This is a genomic window from Azovibrio sp., assembly GCF_049658005.1.
In the GTDB taxonomy this organism is placed as follows: domain Bacteria; phylum Pseudomonadota; class Gammaproteobacteria; order Burkholderiales; family Rhodocyclaceae; genus Azovibrio.
In genome coordinates this window covers 1-17,232 of record NZ_JBASOH010000129.1, presented here as the reverse complement: position 1 = coordinate 17,232, position 17,232 = coordinate 1, and the positions used below count along the sequence as shown (strand labels likewise).

The window sequence follows — 17,232 nt, the reverse complement described above, 5'->3', positions numbered from 1 at the left end:
GCTCCGGCCCGCGGTGGGCGCAGCCCGGCGAGGGTGGCGAGCAGGGTCGATTTGCCCGCGCCGTTCCTGCCCAGGATCACCAGGGTTTCGCCGGCCGCCAGTTCCAGGTCGAGATGGGTGCAGACCTCGTGCGCGCCGATGCCGACCGCCAGCGCCCGGGCCAGGAGCAAGGCGCTCATCGATATTTCCCGGTGCGCGTGAGCAAAAACAAAAAGATCGGCACCCCGAGCAGGGCGGTGAGCACCCCCACCGGCAGTTGCTCCGGGGCGATCAGGGTGCGGGCCAGGGTGTCGGCGGCCATCAGCAGGGTGCCGCCGGCCAGCACCGCCGCCGGCAGCAAGAGGCGCTGGTCGTTGCCGATCGCAAGCCGCGCCAGATGCGGCACCACGAGGCCGATGAAGCCGATCGAACCGGCGCTGGTGACGGCGGCGGCGGTGGCCAGCGCCGCGATGAAATACACCAGGGCGCGCAGGCGGCCCACCGCCACTCCCAGGGTCTGGGCGCTTTCGGCGCTCCGGGCGAGCAGGTTGAGCTCCCGCGCAAAGGGCAGGGCGAGCAACAGGGCCAGGGCGAGAAAGCCGAGCGTGGGCCAGGGAGAAAGGCTCTGGGAGAGGTCGCCCATGAGCCAGAACAGCATGCCGCGGAGCTTCGATTCCGGCGCCAAAGAGAGCATCAGCGCCACCAGGGCGCCGCAGCCGGAGGCGACGATCACCCCGGTGAGCAAGAGCCGGGTCTGGGTCCAGCTGCCATCGCCATGGGCGAGGCCAAACACCAGCATGAGGGCGCCCAGGGCGCCGGCAAAGGCGAAACTGTCGATGCCGAGGCCGGAAAGCCCGAGCAGGATGGCGGCCAGGGCGCCCACCCCGGCGCCGCCGGAAATGCCCAGCACATAGGGATCGGCGAGGGGATTACGCAGCAACACCTGCATCAGGGCCCCGGCCAGGGCCAAAAGGCCGCCGCAGGCAAAGCCGGAAAGGGCCCGGGGCAGGCGTAATTGCAGCACCACCTCGGCCGCAAGCGAAGATTCCCCGCCCGCGAAACCGGCCAGCAACTCCAGCGGGCTGACGGCCACCGAGCCCGCCAGGAGCGCCGCGCCCAGGCTCAGGCCCGCCAGGAGCAGGAGAGCGGTGAGAACGAATAGCGCGCGGCGGCGGGAAGAGGGCATGGCGAAAGCTTACTTCGGGGCGTAACGCAGGCCGAGAAAGAAATTGGCCCCCTCGGTGGCGTAGTCCTGATTGAGGACATACTTCCGGTCAAACAGGTTATTGACCCGGGCAAACAGGGACCAATCCGGGTCGAGGCGGTAGCCGGCCTGCAGGTTCACGAGGGCGTAGCCGCCGAGTTTCTGGGTATTGTTCACGTCCTGATAGCGCTTGCTGCTGGCCTGCCACTCCAGGTTCCAGTCGAATCGTCCATGACGGCGGCCCATGGCCAGGCTGCCATGCTGGCGGGAGCGATAGCGTAGCACCTTGTCGAGTATCGTGTCCCGAGGGTCCTGGAAATCGGCGCTGGCTTTTACATCGAAGCCCTGCAGCTTGCCCGCGTAGGCCAGGGTCAGCCCTTCGAGGCGCGCCTTGTTCACGTTCGCGGGCAGCCAGATCCAGCTGCCGGGCGCAACGGGGGCCCAGGCGATCAGGTTGTCCACATCGTTACGGTAGGCGGTGGCGGAAATCTGGTGCTGGCCGCTTTCATAGTGCAGGGCGAGTTCCCGGTTTTTGGCCGTTTCCGGTTTCAGATCGGGGTTGCCGGCATCGGGCCAGTAGAGATCGTTGAAGGTGGGGGCCTTGAAGGCCGTGCCGTAAGAGGCATGCAGCCGCAGCCGGTCGTCGATCTGGTAGCCATAGGCGATGAAGCCGGTGTTCTTGTCGCCGAACTGGGAGTTGTCGTCGCGGCGCAGATTGAATTGCAGGCGGTGCTTCTCGAAGCTGCCGTTCCAGCCGGCCAGGAAGGAATTGATGCTGCGCCGGTTGTGGTCATAGGGCTGATCGCCGGAAACCTTTTCCTGCAGCCGCTCCAGGGCCAGCAGCGCCGTGCCGAGCGGCAGGCGCACATCGTTCTGCCACTGATACTGGGTTTGTTCGGTGCGGATCTTGCCTGTCCGGGCGTGGTTCATGAACTGGCGCGAGTCATCGCTGCTGCGTCCCAGGCGCAGCGTGCTGCTCCAGACTGGATTGAGGCGATTGCGGCTGTAGAGGCTGTAGGCCGCATTGTTCTGTTCCTGATGGTAGTCGGCATTGGCTGGCGTGGACCAGGGGCCGCCGGCGTCGTAGTCGTTTCTTCCTTCGCTCGCCAGGAAGTTCAGGCCGATCTCATGGTCCTGAGCAAAAGTGTAGGCAAGGCTGCCGCTGGCGCTGCTGTTGCGATGCCCATCACGGTCCCGGTTGTAGGAGGCATTGTCCGGATTGTTGATGGAGTTGAAGCCGCGTGTCTGCTGATTTGCCAATTGCAGGGCATAGCTCAGATTCTGCTGGCTGCCGGAAAAGCCGGCACTGACGGCGCTGCCGTCATGGCTGCCGAAGCCGGCTTCGGCCTTGGGCCGCAGCGGGCCGCTGCCCTTGCGGGTGAAAATCTGGATGACGCCGCCGATGGCATCGGAGCCATAGAGGGAGGAGGCGGCGCCCCGCAGGATCTCGATGCGCTCCACCTGCTGCAGGGGCAGGTAGCTCCAGTTGGCACCGCCCATGGTGGCCGAGCCAAAGCGCATGCCATCGATCAGCAGCAGGGTGTGGCCGCTATTACTGCCGCGGAGATAGACATTGGCCACGGCGCCGGGAGCGCCGTCGGCCTTGATCTCGATGCCGGGCTGGCGGGCGAGCAGCTCGGTGATGCTGGCCGCGGGGCCGGCCGCTTCAATCTCCTGCGGGTCGATGACGGTGACGTCCGAGAGCAGTTCATTGGCGCGCATGGCTTGCCGGGTAGCGGTGACGACGATGGTTTCCGCTTCCTCGCCGGCCCGGGCGTGGAAAAAGGGCAGGGCGAGCAGGCACAGGGCCGCCGCCAGGGGCTTTTGCTTGAAGGACATGGTGTCTCCCGTTCCGGTCTGCGTCCCCGCAGGCTGGAACAATGATGGGCTGGAATCGCCAGGGGAAGACCATGGGGGAAAGAAACGGAAAGGATTCCGGCACCGCCACCCCGCGGTACTTCCATCGGTTCGCATCGAGGCCGGTATCCGGGCTCGCAAGTCTTGATCCGTCGCCTTCCCAGGCGTGTTGCCCAGTGGCGTGATGACGGACCCGCACTTACTTACCGTTGCGGGGGCAGCAGCGGCTTGGTGTCCAGGGGACACGCACCGCTTTCCCGTTTAACCGCTGGCGGAATCCGCCGGCGGCACCTGATGTGAAATAACCGTCCCGGAGGACGGCGGCGCGCAGTGTAGCACGGACCCCGGCCGCAGCGCAGCACCTTCCCGGCCCACCTCCCGGCCCACCTCCCGGCTCGACTGCCGGCTCGACTGCCGGCTCGACTGCCGGCGCCAACTTCTTGCGCCGCCTTCTCGGGCCAGGCCGGCTGAATCCCCTGCAGAACATGCGCTTGCTCCTTGACCCTGCGCAGATCCAGCCTCTATAGTGCGCGCCATGGAAATGGAACTCGAAGCCCTGGCGGGCAAGGTTGAAAAAGTGGCAGCCCTCGTGGGCCGGCTGCAGTCCGACAACGCCGATCTGAAACGGCGTCTGGTCGCCCTGGAGGCCGAGCGGGACAGCCTGTTGCAGAGCATGGAGCAGGCGCGCAGCCGGGTGGAGGCACTGATCGGGCAACTGCCGGAGGAAGAGTGAGCATGGGCACTGAAGCCGATTTCCTGGATGTGAAGATTCTGGGGCGGGAGTACCGCGTGGCCTGCCCCGCCGGCGAGCGGGAAGCCCTGCTGGCAGCGGTGCAGCTGGTGGACGGGAAAATGCAGGACATCGCCCGGAAGACCCGCAACACGATGCCCGAGCGGGTAGCGGTCATGGCCGCCCTGAACATTGCCCACGAGCATCTGAGTGCGCAAAAAGGCGAATCTGCCGATTCCGGAAAGTCCTTTGACACGGCTGACGTGAAGCGTAGAATCGAAGCCATGGACACACGGCTGGATGCCTTGCTGGCCCAGCAGGAACTGGATATCTGAGTTTCTGCCAGGCCTTCCAGGCAGGTCGTTTCCACCAGTGTCCCCTGCGGTGTTCGTCAAGGCCATATATTCCTTGAACCAATGCTTGCGTGGCATCGGCTGCGGACCTCGAGGTTGATGTTGTGAGCGGCTCTTCTAGCAGCCGCACCTGATTCAACTGGAAAGCGGCCATTCTGGACCCTCGGTTCAGGATGCCGGTCTGACGGCACTCGCGGGGGCCAGAAACACAAAGGGCGACTGAGGTCGCCCTTTGTACGTTCTGCTGTACGTCCTGCGCTTTGTACGTTCTGCTGTACGTTCTGCCCTTTGTACATCCTGCATCCTGCGTCTGGAACGCGTCTGGAACTCGAAGCCGCATGGGATTTCAGGCGGCTGGGTCCCAGTCATGTCCATGCAGGTGGCTATGCAGATGGCAGTGGGCCGGGCCACCGTGGCGGTGCCGGTGGCGGTGGGCGAGGCCGGCTCGTTCCAGTAGTTCCAGGTCGGCCAGGGCCTGGGGCAGGGGGCCATCGAACAGGAGCCGGCCGCCCTCGCCCAGCACCAGCGCACGGCTGCCCAGTTCGGCGGCCAGGCTCAGGTTGTGGGTGGTGATCAGGGCGGTCTGGGGTGAATCGAGCAGGGTGTCGACCAGCCAGCCACTGGTCCGCGGGTCGAGGCTGGCGGTGGGCTCGTCCAGCAGCAGCAGGCCAGGTTCCAGCACGAGCAGGCTGGCCAGGGCCACCTTCTGCTTCTCGCCGCCAGAAAGCTGGAAAGGGGGGAGCGTGAGCAGCGCTTCCAGGCCCAGGGCGGCCGCCCAGCGGGCCACCCGGGCGGGTACCTTGTCAAGGCCCAGGAGCCGGGGGCCGTAGGCGATTTCATCACTGACGCTGGGGTTGAACAGCATGGCTTCCGGGTGCTGGAACAGCAGTACGCAGTCACGCCGGAAACGTCGGGCCAGCTCCCGGGTTTGCAGGGCCTCCGGGGTGATGGCCTCGGTGCGCCAGCGGATGCTGCCCTGGCTGGCGGGCAGCAGGCCATTCAGCAATTTCAGCAGGGTGGATTTGCCGCAGCCATTGGCTCCCAGCAGCACCGCCTTTTCGCCCGGCGGCAGCTGGAAGGAAAGGCCGTCGAACAGGGTTCGGGTCGCGCCTTCCGGGGTTTTCCAGAGGTAGTGCAGATTGCGGACTTCAAGTACGGCAGCGCTCCGTTCAGGCATCGAAGGCCCCCCGGGAGCGCAGGGCCTGGCTGGCTTCGGTGCTGGCGGCCAGGGATTTGTCCAGCACGGTGATGGCCTGGCTGGCGCCATGCCGGACCCGGGCCCGGAGCCCGGCGGGTTCCGGGTGGCGGCTCATGAAGGCGAGGCGGAAGTCGGCCAGCAGGCGCCGGCAGGTTTCGATCTGGCCCAGGGTCAGGGCCAGGATCAGGGTGGCCGTGGGCCAGGGGGCCAGGGCCTGGAGCAGATTCACCCGGCGCACCAGCCAAAAGCCGAGGAACACCATGAGCAGTACGCGCAGGTTCATGATCAGCAGATAGGTCCCGCTGCTGCGGCCCTGCCAGGCCTGGAGCAGCAGGTAGCCCAGGCTGACCGAGAGGTTGAAGATCAGGATGGCCGCGAGGCTCTTCTTGAGCAGCGCCCAGCGCTCGCGGCCGGTAAGCAGCAGCGCCAGGCCGAGCAGGCCGGCCAGCAGCCCCGGATGGTGCACGAAACCGAGGGCCACCAGAGCCAGCGCATAGGCAGCCAGGAGGAGGCGCGGGGAGCGGCGCTTCATGGCGAAGGGAGGCGCCAGCCCCGCTGTCTGGCATGGCGCCAGACCAGGAGCGTCAGCGCGGCTTCCCCCGGGCCGATGAATAGATGGGGAATGAGCAGGGCGGGCAGGGTGATGGACCAGCCGAAGGGAAAGAACAGCGGGCTGCCGTCCGCCTGGCTGGCCAGCAGGGGTTGAGCCCCCAGTACCAGGGCCAGGAGCAGGGCGCCCGTCATGACGGAGCCCCAGGCGGCCAGGGCCACGGCGGTGCCTTCGTGGATGGGGCGCAGCAGGCGGAACAGCAGCAGGGCCACGGCGCCACCGGCCAGCCCCAGCGCCAGGGCGTTGATGCCGAGTGTGGTGATGCCCCCGGCGCCGAACAGCAGGGCCTGCAGCAGCAACACCCCGCTATAGGCGAGAAAGGCCGGCTTCAGGCCAAACAGCAGGGTGAGCAGGGCCACTCCCAGGACATGGCCGGAGCTACCGCCGGGTAGCGGGACCATGACCAGCCCCAGGCCATAGGCCAGGGCCGTGAGCATGGCCAGGCGCGGCACGGTGGCTTCATCCAGGTGCCGGCGCAGGTCCCGCGCTGCCCAGGCCCAGGCGCCGATGGCCAGCCCCCAGGCCGGGATCCAGGTCTGAGGCGAGAGGAAGCCGTCGGGAACGTGCATGGAGTCAGCAGGACGGCGGGGGGCGGTGGCTCATGGACGGGTTTTCTTCTTGCGGCAGGCGAAGAACTGGTAGAGGCCAAAGCCCCCCAGGATCAGGGAGAAGCCCAGAATCAGGCGGGAGAAGTGGTCCAGGCCCGGAGCAGGCCCGGTGGTTGCCGTGCTGTCGGCCGGCGCCACCTGAAAGCGCTGGTCCACTCCGTGGCCGTCGGCGGTATGGGCCTTGAGGCGCCACTCCCGGGTGTCGCCGGGCAGGAATGCCACCCGGCCCTGGGCGTCGGTGCGCCCGACCTGGGCGGGGCTGTCGGCGTTGCCCGGATAGAGTTCGTAGGCCTCGAAGGCGAAGGGCTGGCCGTCGGCATACTGGAGCTGGATCAGGCTGGCCGGGGCCGGACTGACCTGGAGATGGATTTCATGGGCCGCGACGCGGCTGGCCAGCGTGAGACTCAGCAGCAGGGACAGCAGGACGAGGGTGGCAATGCGCATGAGGGTCGGCAGCATGGGGAATCCTTTAGAGGGATCCTTAGGGGGGATCTTTGCAAAGCATCATACCTCAGCCAGGCTCGGAACGGAGCCGGGGACATCGGACATGGCGCAGCGTTGCAAGGAAGGTTGAAAAAATTCATTGCCGGCAAAAAGGCCGCTTCCGGGCCGCTTCCGGCGTGGTTGCCTTGTGCTGTTCCTGACTTTTGGCGTAGTGATCCGGAATTCCGATCTGCCTTGCATAAAACACGACTTAAGGCTTATTTTTCATGGGCTTCGCTTTCGTTACCATGCCGGCGTCAGGAGTTATCAAGGAGTTCCGTCATGCCACATCAAGCGACCGCCCGCAGCTCTCACGCTGGACGTAAAGGGGGTAAAGGGGGGGTAGGACTTGAATCGCAGCCCGAAGTCAGGCCGGAGTTCATGGCCGCCATCCGCTTCCAGAATGGCCGGCGGGAGCTGTACCGCATCCGCAATGCCCAGGATGCGCAGGATGCCCGCCAGGTCGTGCTCGATCAACTGAACGCGGTCGCCAGCGTGCTGGTCATGCCCTGTTCTGCCGTCAGCAGATCCGCGGCAGCTGTTCCCCGCTAAGCCAGTCCACCATGCGCCGCCCGCCCAGGGCGGTGGTCATCTGCACGAAAGGGTGGGCATCGGCCAGCACCGTGCCGATCCGGGCGGCCTGGCGGCCCAGCGGGTGGGCCTGCAGGGCCGCCAGCACCGGCGCGGCATCGGTTTCGGCGCAGATCACGAGCAGTTTGCCCTCGTTGGCCACATAGAGCGGGTCCAGCCCCAGGAACTCGCAGGCCGCGGCCACCGCTGGCTGCACCGGTAGCCTCTTTTCCTCGATCATCATGCCCACCCCCGACTGGGTGGCGATTTCATTCAGGGTCGTCCCCAGCCCGCCCCGGGTCGGGTCACGCAGCACGCGGATTGCGGCGCCAGTTTCCAGCACGGCGGCAATCAGGCCATGCAGGGCCGCCGTGTCGGAAACGATGGGGGAGGCAAAGCCCAGGCCTTCGCGCTCGCTCAGGATCGCCATGCCGTGGTCGCCCAGGGTGCCGGAAATCAGGATGGCGTCCCCGGGCCGGGCTTGCGCTCCCCCCAGGTTCCTGCCCGGCGGCAGGGCGCCGACGCCGGTGGTGGTGATGAACACCCCGTCGCCCTTGCCGCGCTCCACCACCTTGGTATCGCCAGTGACGATCGGCACCCCGGCCTCCCGGGCCGCCGAGCCCATGCTGGCCACGATGCGGACCAGGTCGGCCAGGGGAAAACCCGCTTCCAGAATGAACGCGGCCGAGAGCCACAGCGGCCGGGCCCCCATCACCGCCACGTCATTGAGGGTGCCATGCACCGACAGGCAGCCGATGTCGCCACCGGGAAAGAACAGCGGCGTTACCACATGACTGTCGGTCGCCATCACCAGCCGCTCGCCGGGGGACGGGGCGGGCAGCACGGCTCCGTCGTTGCCCTGGGCCAGCCATTCATTGTCCAGGTGCCGGGCGAACAGTTCGCCGATCAGCTGGGCCATGGCCCGGCCACCGGCACCGTGGGCCAGTTCGACGCAGCCTTGTCGCAAATCGAGGGAGTGGGAATGGCGTCGGGTCATCGCAGAGGTTAGGCGTGTTCAGATTCGGCGTGTTCAGGTCGGCGTGTTCAGGTTCGGCGGGAATTTTTCGTGATTCCCGGGGAAGGGGGAAGTGTAGCAGGCCAAGCCACCTTTTACGGCCAGCGTCTGGCCTCGGGTTGGTGAGTAAAAGTGAGTGGCCGCTGGCTGCCAGGGGCTGATAATCCGGTCCCGCCCGCCCTGAGAGGATCTGCGGCAGGCGCGGACCGGATTGTCAAGACAACAGGATCTGGCCAGGATCTGGCCGGTATCGGATATGAGGCAATTAACCATGCAGAATCCAGATTTTTCCACTGAGCGCCTGCTCCTGACCGATAGGCCGGCGGATGTACATAACTTGTTCCGGGCGCATGGTCTGCTTTCTTTTGCCTATTTTGATCGGCAACTGGAGCAGGAGGCGCGCTGGGCCTACGGGGCCTGGCCCCTGCTGGCGCGGGACATGAGCCGCCGGTTGATGGCGGCCTCGTCAGCAGCGCAGGTTCAGGAAGCGGCTTGATGCGCCGCTTGCTGTCCTGCTTTCCCGGGTTCGGTGGGCGCCGGCCCGAGCCCGTGGCGGCCAGTCTGGGCCTGGGGGTGGAAGGTCTGCCAGCCGCTTTGCTGCAGTTTCCTCCCAGCCAGATTCAGGTGCTGCTGGTGCCGGAAGCGGAATGGCGCATCTGGCTCCTGGGCCGGGTGGCCGAAACCGCCCTGGAGCGGGGCTTGCCCTTGCATGGGGTGCTGGGGCCCGGGGCAGGAGGCGAACTGGATGCCTGTCTCGAGCGGTCGCCGGCGCTGGGTCGGGCCGTGCGCGAGGGGAAGATGAAGCTGCTCCAGTGGCAAGTCCGGCCTGGCGAGGCCCCGGTGCTGGCCCCCCTGCTCGAGGAACTGCCCCTGTTCCAGGTGGCGCCGGAGGATGGCCTGATCTTCCTCGGTATGGAGGCCCTGTTGCATTGGGAAAATCCGGCCCGGTTGCAGCAAGAATTACCCGTCCTGCAGCAGTGGGTGCGTCAGCGCCCGTCGGGCACCTTGTTCATCTTTTCCGGCAGCGGCCCCGAGGCCCTGGCTGTCGCCAGCGCGGATTGGGCTTTTCCCGACGTGGGCAAGCTGGCCAGGGTGCAAGGTTGTTTGAGCCTGGAAATCCTGCGCTGGCAGGGCGGTTTGCTGAACAACTGTTATGACCTCCAGCTTGCCGGGCAGGGCCTGGAACTGGAAGGTGGCATGCTGGATGGAGAACGCCGGCGGCTGCAGGCGGCGTCCCGGCAAGGCCATGTGCTGGCCATGGCCAATGCCCTGGCGGGCCAGGTGGGAGTGCCGGCCCACTGGCAGGTGCTGGCGGATGCGGCTGCCCTGGAGCAGGAACTGCCGACCCTGGGGGCTGCCACACTGCTGCTGGCCTATGCGGGGCGGGCTGATTTTGTCAGCCTCGTGCATCAGGTGCATCGCCTGCGTCAGGCGCATCCCCGCCATCTCAAGATTCTGGTCCGGGAAATGAGGAGCAAGCTGCGTTATGGGGAGGAATCCCTGCTGCTCAAGGCCGGCATCAATGGCGTCATCTATCGCGAGCTGGGTTTTTCCCGGGCTATTCAGCAAATACATGGTTACAGCGATCAGATCTACGACGGCGAACCCTGCCGCAGCCTCGATGAGCTGCTGGCGGCGGCTGAGCCTGATGCCTGGGCGGGCTATCTGCCGCCTGCCGGGTTCTGCCATCATGTGCGCCGCATGGTGGAGCAATCCAGTCTGTTGAGTATCGAGCACTGCCTGCTGCGGTTTTCCCTGCTGCGGCGCATCACCCATCTCGATGCGCTGGAACATTGCCATATCGGTCGCCATGGCGATCTGCTCACCGCGGATCGGGAATATATCTACCTGTTCCTGTTCGCCTGCCGTGAGCCGGATGTGGAAGCCAGTGTGAATCACATCTTCCAGGTGCCGGTGGATACCCTGTTCGAGGCCACCTGGATTTATCCGGGGGCTGAGCTCATCGGGCATACCCTGGAGCATCTGGAGCGCCAGGCGGAACACGAGGCGCTGCCCGACCATTCTGCCCTGCTCGCGGCACGGCTTGCCGCCAAAGCGCGGCCCGAAGACCGGGATGAGCCGGGGCCGGATACCCCGGTTGCCCTGGATGCCTTGAACCTTCGCGACAACTCCCCCGTACACACCCTGCTCGCCCAGGCTTCCGGCGCGGCGCGCCGGGAGCAGCCGGCCTGGCCGCAGCCCCGGCAGGTGCGCAACTTTTCCCTGACTTCCCTGGCGCGGGTGAGCGCCTCCCGCCGTGGCTGACATGCTCATCTTCTTCTATCTTGTCCTGGGCATGCTCCTGGCCTGGCCGGCCGGCCGCCTGCTGCAGCGCCTGCGCCACCGGGCGGCCTGGATGCGCCGCCTGCCCGGCTTCCAGCCGCGCCATCTGCGGGTCTATACGCCGCACCCGCCGCGCCAGGACCCGGGGGATTCCCGTGCCTAGACTGGCCCTGATTTCCAACCTGGGCGGCTGTGGGCGTACCAGTCTGGTCGCCCATCTGGCGAGCGCCTTCGTCGAGCGGGGGCGCCAGGTGCTGGCGGTGGAATTCGATCCCGCCAATGTGCTGGGCCTGCACCTGGGGCTGGAGCGTTCACCCGAGGCGGGCTGGGTGAGCCCGCTGCTGGCAGGAGAGGCGTGGACCGAGGCGGGTCTGCAGAATTCGGAACAGATTGCCTTCCTGCCCTTCGGCCGGCTCGGCGGGGCGGATCTGGCCGCGCTGGAAACCGCCCTGGCCCAGGATGAGGGCTGGCTGGCGCGCCACCTGTCCGATGTCCCCGAGTTGGACAATGCCCTGGTGTTGCTGGATGCTCCTCCCCTGCCATCGGCCTTTGCCCGCCAGACGCTGGCGGCGGCGGATTTCATCCTGGTGGTGCTGGAGGCCGATGGCCGTTCCCTGGCCCAGTTGCCCGCCCTGGAAACATGGCTGGCGACCCTGGCGCCGGATCAGCCTTATGCCGTTCTGGTGAACCGGCTCGATAGCAGCCTGCCGCTGGAGCGGGATTTCCTTGCCGTGCTGCAATACCGGCTGGGGCACCGCTGCCTGCCCTATCCGGTGCATCGGGACGAAGCCGTGCGCTTGTCCTTTGCCTGTTTCGTCAGCCTGTTCGAGGCGCATCCCCAGTCCCAGGCGCTGCACGATCTGGTGGGGGTGGCAGGCTGGCTGGAAGGACAAGCTGCCCTGGCCGGGGCCTTCAGGGTGACGCCATGAAGCGCCGCGGCATGGCCTGGGTGGGGCGCCATCTTGGCGTACCGGCCGATGCCTCCTTGTGGCTCTGGCTATATCGCCTGTTCGTCCTGCCCCGGCCCGCGGCGCCGGACCAGCCCCAGGATGCCGCCAGCCGCCTGCAACGCAGTCTGGCACCCTTGATCCACCTGCGCACCCGGCTGGGGCGCGGGCTGATCTGGCTGCTGGGGCCCGTCTGCCGCCCCATCGCACGGCTGGAGCCGCGCCTGCTGCCTGATCCGGTCGCCTTGAATGCCCGTCTGGAGCGTCTGGCCCGGGCGCCCTGGCTCGCGTGGCCGCTGCTGCGTGGGGGCGTCTTCGCCGTTGCTGCCGTGGTGCTGTGGCTGGCCATTACCACCCCCTTCACCGGGTTCGAGCAAGTGCTGTTCTTCCTGTTTACCCTGTCGCTCGCCCTGTATGTGCGGCGCATGCCCGGCAACCTGCCCGCCCTGCTCCTGATCGGCCTTTCGGTGCTGGTGTCCCTGCGCTATGGCTGGTGGCGGGCGACGCAGACCCTGACGCTGGAATCGCCCATCGAGAAGGCCCTGGGGTGGGGGCTGTTGCTGGCGGAAATCTACACCTGGGGCATCCTGATCCTGGGCTTCATCCAGACCGCCTGGCCCCTGAAGCGCAAGCCCGTGCCCCTGCCGGCGGACGTGAATCAGTGGCCGACGGTGGATATCTTCGTGCCCACCTATAACGAACCGCTCGCGGTGGTGCGGCCTACGGTGCTGGCGGCCAAGGGGCTGGACTGGCCGGCGGAGAAGCTGCGCATCTACATTCTCGATGACGGACGCCGGGAGGAATTCCGCGAATTTGCCGCCGCGGCCGGGGTGGAATACATGACCCGGCCCGACAACTTTCACGCCAAGGCGGGCAACCTCAACCATGCCCTGCCGCTCACCCACGGCGAGTTCGTCGCCATTTTCGACTGCGACCACATCCCCAACCGCTCCTTCCTGCAGATGACGATGGGCTGGTTTCTCCAGGATCAACGCTGCGCCATGGTGCAGACGCCGCATCATTTTTTCTCGGCCGACCCGTTTGAACGCAATCTGGGCACTTTCCGCCGCATTCCCAACGAAGGCGCCCTGTTCTACGGTCTGGTCCAGGACGGCAATGATTTCTGGGACGCCACCTTCTTCTGCGGTTCCTGCGCCATCCTGCGGCGCGGCCCCCTGATGGAAGTCGGCGGCATCGCCGTGGAGACGGTGACCGAAGACGCTCATACCGCCTTGAAACTGCACCGGCGCGGCTACTCGACCGCCTACATCAACATCACCCAGGCGGCTGGCCTGGCCACCGAGAGCCTGTCGGGTCATGTGGGCCAGCGCATCCGCTGGGCCCGGGGCATGGCGCAGATTTTCCGTATCGACAACCCCTTCCTGGGCAAGGGGCTTACCTTCTTCCAGCGCCTTTGCTACAGCAATGCCATGCTGCACTTCTTTTATGGCATTCCGCGCCTGGTCTTTCTCACCGCGCCGCTCTCCTTCCTGTTTTTCGAGCTGCACATCATCAATGCCATGGCCTCGATGATCGCGCTCTATGTGCTGCCCCACATCGTCCATTCCAACATCGCCAACGCCCGCATTCAGGGGCCTTTTCGCCACACCTTCTGGGCCGAGGTCTATGAATCGGTGCTGGCCTGGTACATCGCCCTGCCCACCACCATTGCCTTCATCAATCCCCGTCTGGGAAAATTCAACGTCACCGCCAAGGGCGGGCTGGTGGAAGAAAGCTATTTCGACTGGGTCATCTCCAAGCCCTACCTCATCCTGGTGAGCATCAACCTGCTCGGCTTTGGCATCGGTATCGGGCGGATGTTCTTCTGGAACACGCACGAGCAGGGCACGGTGCTGCTCAACCTGCTCTGGACCTTCTACAACCTGCTCATGCTCGGGGCCGCCGTGAGCGTGGCCACGGAGCAGCGCCAGGTACGGCTCTCGCACCGGGTGCCGGCGCGCCTGCCGGCCATGCTGCGCCTCAAGGATGGGCGCGCCCTGCATTGCTACACGGAAGACTTTTCCCTGCATGGCCTGGGCCTGTTGCTGGCCAATGACGGCATCCGTCCTGGAGATGTGCTCAAGGTCTCCCTCTGGCGCGGTCCGGTCGAGCATGTGTTCCCCGCCCGGGTGGTGGTGGCCCGGGGAGGGAATGTGGGAGTCCATTTCGAGGGACTGACCCTGGAGCAGGAGGCTGCCCTGATACAGTGCACCTTCGCCCGGGCCGACATCTGGGCGGCATGGAACAATGAACAGGATGCCGATCATCCCCTCCTGGGCATGAAGGAAATCTTCATGCTGGGCCTGGAGGGCTACTGGAAGCTGGCGGAACACATGGGAAAGGGCGGCCGCGAGCGTTGGCAGCGCCTGAGCGGTAGACCGGCCACCCGACAATCTCGGGCCTGAAGCTGCCCGACAGGCACTGAAGCCGTACTGGAAAATCTGCATGGGTTTGTGGAGTCTTTATTTTCTGGCCAAGTTGGCCCTGTTTCACGGTGGCTACAGTGGGTTTCATGTCTGGGAGAACCTGCTTTTCGCGGTGGCCATGGCCTGGCCCCAGGAGCGTGTGCTCTGGCGCCGGCTGCGCCACCTGGCGGCCGTGCCCGTGGCCCTGGCTTTGCTCTACCACGATTCCTGGCTGCCGCCCCTCAATCGCCTGCTGAGCCAGGCCGGCGCCCTGAGGGATTTCAGCCTCGACTACCTGCTCGAACTGCTCGGCCGTTTCATCAACCCCAGCCTGATCACCAACTTGCTGGTGGCGCTCGTCCTGGTCTGGTTTCTGGGCCGCATCCTGCGCCTGGCCACCTTCGTCTTCCTTGGCATCCTGAGCGTCGTTCCCATGACCTACCTGCCGTCGGGCGGCCTGGCCCCCGCCCTGACCGCCCAGGGAAAAGGCGGCCAGGGCAGTACCCGCCTGGACCCCGACGCCCGCCTGGCCGCCTTCTACCAGACCCAGAAACGCCGGCAGTTGCCCTTTCATGCGCCCGAATCGGGGCCGCCGGCCTTTGACGTGATCTATTTGCATATCTGCTCCTTGTCCTGGGACGACATGGCCTTCCTGCGGCTGCAGGAGCATCCCTTCTTCCAGAACTTCGACTTCCTCTTTCGCCAGTTCAACAGCGCCGCCAGCTACAGTGGCCCGGCGGCGGTACGGCTGCTCAAGAGTTCCTGTGGCCAGCATGACCACAAGGAAACCTACCGCGAGCGCAACCCCCAGTGCCAGTTGTTCCGTCACTTCGAAGAAGCCGGTTTCGAGGCTCAGGCGCTGCTCAACCACGATGGCCGCTTCGACAACTTCGGCAAGCTGCTGGAAAGCGAAGGAGGCTTCTCCCGCAAGCCCATGATTCCCCAGGATGCCCCGGTCGCCATGCGCAGCTTCGACAACACCCCGATCTACAGCGACCTGGCGGTTTTGTCGCGCTGGTGGCAAGCGCGCCAGCAGACCGGGGGCAAACCCGTGGCCCTCTACTACAACTCCATCTCCCTGCACGACGGCAACCGCCTGCCAGGCGAAAAATCCACGGCCAGCCTGCAGACCTACAAGCCCCGGCTGACCCAGTTGCTGGAGGATTTCGACCGCTTCATCAAGGCACTGGAAGCATCAAACCGGCCGGTGGTCGTGGTGCTGCTAGGCGAGCACGGGGCTGCCCTGCGCGGCGACCGGCTGCAGATTGCCGGCCTGCGCGAAATCCCCAGCCCGCGCATCACCCTGGTGCCGGCCGCGGTCAAGCTGATCGGCATGCCCGGCATGAGCGGCGCGCCGCAGGTCATTGACCGGCCCACCAGCTACCTGGCCCTGACCGCAGTGCTGGCCCAGCTCCTGAACGGTGAGACCGACCGGGAACAACTGGCGGCCCGCCTGCCGGAAACTGAGCACGTCTCCGAAACCGACGCCCTGGTGCTGATGCGCCTGGGCGAAGGCTACAAGATGCGCAGCGCCGACGGGGTGTGGGTGGATTACCGGGAGTGAGGTTCAGTCTCCAGGTGCAGGGCGCTGGCGCAGACTCGTGGCCAGCTTCAGGAACCGCAGGTAGGTGGCGGTGTTCGAGGTAATCGCCATAGCCCGCGCCGTCGTCACGCAGGGTGTCGGAGACGCTTCAGGCTTTCTGGACGGGGGTGAAGGTGTTCAGGCGTCAGTCTGGTCGAGGCTTTTGCATCAGAACTGCGAATATGGTTTCACCGGTGTGGGCGGGAAGTTTACGGCTTCGGTGCGAGGTTCGAGGCAGTAGCGCAAGTATAAGAGCAGGGCATTGGGGTTGTAGTAGTCGGAGCGGTCCACACTGAAGCGGCCGCCCAGGGCCAGGTGGGGCGTGACCCGGTATTCGGCGGCGGCGAGCAGGGCGTGGCCGAAGCCGCCACCGTGACCGCCTTCGTAGCGGGGGGCGCCATAGCCGGCGGGCAGGGGGGCGGTCCCGGCCATGGCCTGCAGGTCAGGCCGGGTCGGGTAGAAGTCCATGTCCTTCTCCTGACTGCTGGAGCGGGAGACGCTGGCGCGCAGTTGCCAGGACAAGCGGCCATGGCGACCGGCCCAGTCCACCGGGATGGACAGGGCGACATAGTTCTGCGGGCTGTAGTAGCCGCCGTGGCCGAAGGTGTAATAGGCCTGATTCTCCGAGTATTTCCACCAGGACAGCACCAGCCCCAGGTTGACCCGCATGTCCGGGGTGCGCAGCACGTCCCGGTCGAGGCCGGTGCGCAGGATCATGCGATTGTTGTCGAGTACGTTCTTGCCCGTGAGCCGGGCCAGGGAGAGGCTGGCAAAGCCGTAGTAGGGCCCCAGGTCTGCGGCGATGCGGCCACCCACGCCGGTGGCCACGACCCCGCCCCAGATTTCGCCGGTGACCGGGTCGCGGCTGCCGGCGTAGGCGGTGAGGCTGCTGGTGACCGGGCGGCGGGAGAATTCCAGGGTGGCGCGGGTGTTGTAGCGCTCGCCCAGTTCCCAGCGGTAGGAGATGCCGCCGACTATATTTTTGACCGGGAAGTTCTGCCCGGTCATTCCCAGGTCGAGTTTCAGGGCCTCGGACTGGTAGCCGACGGCCAGGTGCTGGCCGCTTGCCTGCTGAGGCAGGGCGCGGCCGGGCCGGTAGCCGTGGGCCTGGATCTGGCCGAACAGGGCGGCTTCGTCGTAATGGGCGGGCAGGGCATCGGCGTCCACCTCCACCTGGTCGGCCTGGACGAACAGGTGCGCGTCGTAGTCGAGGGCGAGCCAGCCCACCAGAGGGATTTCCTCGCCCTTGAAGGTGGAGGTGCCCGAGGAGGAATGCTTGCGGTACTGGTCGTAGCCGAGTTCCACCCGGGTCTGGCGGCGGGCTTCGATGCCCCGGATTTCCGCGGCGGCGATCGAGGGCAGGCGCGGGGCGGCGGCGTCGCTGTCATCGTGCCGGGCCAGCAGCAGC

At 66.2% G+C, this 17,232-nt stretch carries 18 protein-coding genes, 1 other RNA gene and 1 riboswitch; of the genes, 10 read left to right on the top strand and 9 right to left on the bottom strand.

The genetic code is table 11. From position 1 onward, the window contains the following. From WBH99_RS12525 to WBH99_RS12515, 3 genes are all read right to left on the bottom strand, one after another. On the bottom strand, positions 1 to 179 hold a 179-nt coding region (locus WBH99_RS12525; RefSeq protein WP_424220434.1), incomplete at its 3' end, for an ATP-binding cassette domain-containing protein. After that, complete coding sequence (locus tag WBH99_RS12520; RefSeq protein ID WP_424220433.1) at positions 176 to 1,165, bottom strand: FecCD family ABC transporter permease; 990 nt, start codon at positions 1,163 to 1,165, stop codon at positions 176 to 178. The genes WBH99_RS12525 and WBH99_RS12520, both read right to left, overlap by 4 nt. 9 nt (positions 1,166 to 1,174) lie before the next feature. Further along, a complete protein-coding gene (locus WBH99_RS12515) occupies positions 1,175 to 3,022 on the bottom strand; it encodes a TonB-dependent receptor domain-containing protein (protein WP_424220432.1) in 1,848 nt (615 codons plus the stop codon). A 120-nt stretch (positions 3,023 to 3,142) separates the two neighbouring features. Beyond that, positions 3,143 to 3,350: riboswitch (cobalamin riboswitch) on the bottom strand. Between the two features lie 225 nt (positions 3,351 to 3,575). On the opposite strand from WBH99_RS12515, the gene WBH99_RS12510 reads away from it, so the two are divergent. From WBH99_RS12510 to ssrS, 3 genes are all read left to right on the top strand, one after another. Further along, positions 3,576 to 3,773, top strand: coding sequence for a hypothetical protein (locus tag WBH99_RS12510; RefSeq protein ID WP_424220431.1), 198 nt, complete (start codon positions 3,576 to 3,578; stop codon positions 3,771 to 3,773). Between the two features lie 2 nt (positions 3,774 to 3,775). Then, complete coding sequence (locus tag WBH99_RS12505) at positions 3,776 to 4,105, top strand: cell division protein ZapA (protein ID WP_424220430.1); 330 nt, start codon at positions 3,776 to 3,778, stop codon at positions 4,103 to 4,105. Between the two features lie 38 nt (positions 4,106 to 4,143). Next, positions 4,144 to 4,327: non-coding RNA, 6S RNA (gene ssrS / locus WBH99_RS12500), on the top strand. Between the two features lie 142 nt (positions 4,328 to 4,469). Here ssrS and WBH99_RS12495 read toward each other — a convergent pair. From WBH99_RS12495 to WBH99_RS12480, 4 genes are read right to left on the bottom strand one after another with little or no spacing between them, the layout of a single operon-like run. Next, positions 4,470 to 5,300, bottom strand: coding sequence for an energy-coupling factor ABC transporter ATP-binding protein (locus tag WBH99_RS12495; RefSeq protein WP_424220429.1), 831 nt, complete (start codon positions 5,298 to 5,300; stop codon positions 4,470 to 4,472). Then, entirely contained in the window at positions 5,293 to 5,853 is a 561-nt protein-coding gene (locus tag WBH99_RS12490) for a hypothetical protein (protein ID WP_424220428.1), read from the bottom strand. Before WBH99_RS12490 ends, WBH99_RS12495 begins: the two co-directional genes overlap by 8 nt. After that, positions 5,850 to 6,500 carry an energy-coupling factor ABC transporter permease gene (locus WBH99_RS12485; RefSeq protein ID WP_424220427.1) on the bottom strand — a complete coding sequence of 217 codons (651 nt, stop codon included), beginning with the start codon at positions 6,498 to 6,500 and terminating at the stop codon, positions 5,850 to 5,852. Before WBH99_RS12485 ends, WBH99_RS12490 begins: the two co-directional genes overlap by 4 nt. Positions 6,501 to 6,530: 30 nt before the next feature. Next, positions 6,531 to 6,998, bottom strand: coding sequence for a hypothetical protein (locus WBH99_RS12480; RefSeq protein WP_424220426.1), 468 nt, complete (start codon positions 6,996 to 6,998; stop codon positions 6,531 to 6,533). A 306-nt stretch (positions 6,999 to 7,304) separates the two neighbouring features. Between WBH99_RS12480 and WBH99_RS12475 the strand changes: the two genes are divergently transcribed. Continuing rightward, complete coding sequence (locus WBH99_RS12475; RefSeq protein ID WP_424220425.1) at positions 7,305 to 7,574, top strand: hypothetical protein; 270 nt, start codon at positions 7,305 to 7,307, stop codon at positions 7,572 to 7,574. Here the strand turns inward: WBH99_RS12475 and hypE are convergent. After that, positions 7,543 to 8,589 (bottom strand): hydrogenase expression/formation protein HypE, encoded by a 1,047-nt coding sequence (gene hypE / locus WBH99_RS12470; RefSeq protein ID WP_424220424.1) that lies wholly within the window; start codon positions 8,587 to 8,589, stop codon positions 7,543 to 7,545. The genes WBH99_RS12475 and hypE overlap by 32 nt on opposite strands. A 289-nt stretch (positions 8,590 to 8,878) precedes the next feature. Between hypE and WBH99_RS12465 the strand changes: the two genes are divergently transcribed. From WBH99_RS12465 to bcsG, 6 genes are read left to right on the top strand one after another with little or no spacing between them, the layout of a single operon-like run. Beyond that, positions 8,879 to 9,103: a hypothetical protein gene (locus tag WBH99_RS12465; protein WP_424220423.1), complete on the top strand. Its 225-nt coding sequence runs from the start codon at positions 8,879 to 8,881 to the stop codon at positions 9,101 to 9,103. Further along, positions 9,103 to 10,872 (top strand): BcsE family c-di-GMP-binding protein, encoded by a 1,770-nt coding sequence (locus WBH99_RS12460; protein WP_424220422.1) that lies wholly within the window; start codon positions 9,103 to 9,105, stop codon positions 10,870 to 10,872. The genes WBH99_RS12465 and WBH99_RS12460 overlap by 1 nt, the downstream gene beginning before the upstream one ends. Continuing rightward, positions 10,865 to 11,053: a hypothetical protein gene (locus WBH99_RS12455; protein ID WP_424220421.1), complete on the top strand. Its 189-nt coding sequence runs from the start codon at positions 10,865 to 10,867 to the stop codon at positions 11,051 to 11,053. The genes WBH99_RS12460 and WBH99_RS12455 overlap by 8 nt, the downstream gene beginning before the upstream one ends. Next, entirely contained in the window at positions 11,046 to 11,819 is a 774-nt protein-coding gene (bcsQ, locus tag WBH99_RS12450) for a cellulose biosynthesis protein BcsQ (protein WP_424220420.1), read from the top strand. Before WBH99_RS12455 ends, bcsQ begins: the two co-directional genes overlap by 8 nt. Beyond that, positions 11,816 to 14,242: a UDP-forming cellulose synthase catalytic subunit gene (gene bcsA, locus WBH99_RS12445; RefSeq protein WP_424220419.1), complete on the top strand. Its 2,427-nt coding sequence runs from the start codon at positions 11,816 to 11,818 to the stop codon at positions 14,240 to 14,242. The genes bcsQ and bcsA overlap by 4 nt, the downstream gene beginning before the upstream one ends. 40 nt (positions 14,243 to 14,282) lie before the next feature. After that, positions 14,283 to 15,806, top strand: a complete 1,524-nt coding sequence (gene bcsG / locus WBH99_RS12440; protein WP_424220418.1) for a cellulose biosynthesis protein BcsG — start codon at positions 14,283 to 14,285, stop codon at positions 15,804 to 15,806. Positions 15,807 to 15,992: 186 nt separating this feature from the next. Here the strand turns inward: bcsG and WBH99_RS12435 are convergent. Beyond that, positions 15,993 to 17,232: cellulose synthase subunit BcsC-related outer membrane protein (locus WBH99_RS12435; protein WP_424220417.1), on the bottom strand; the 1,240-nt coding region annotated here is incomplete at its 5' end.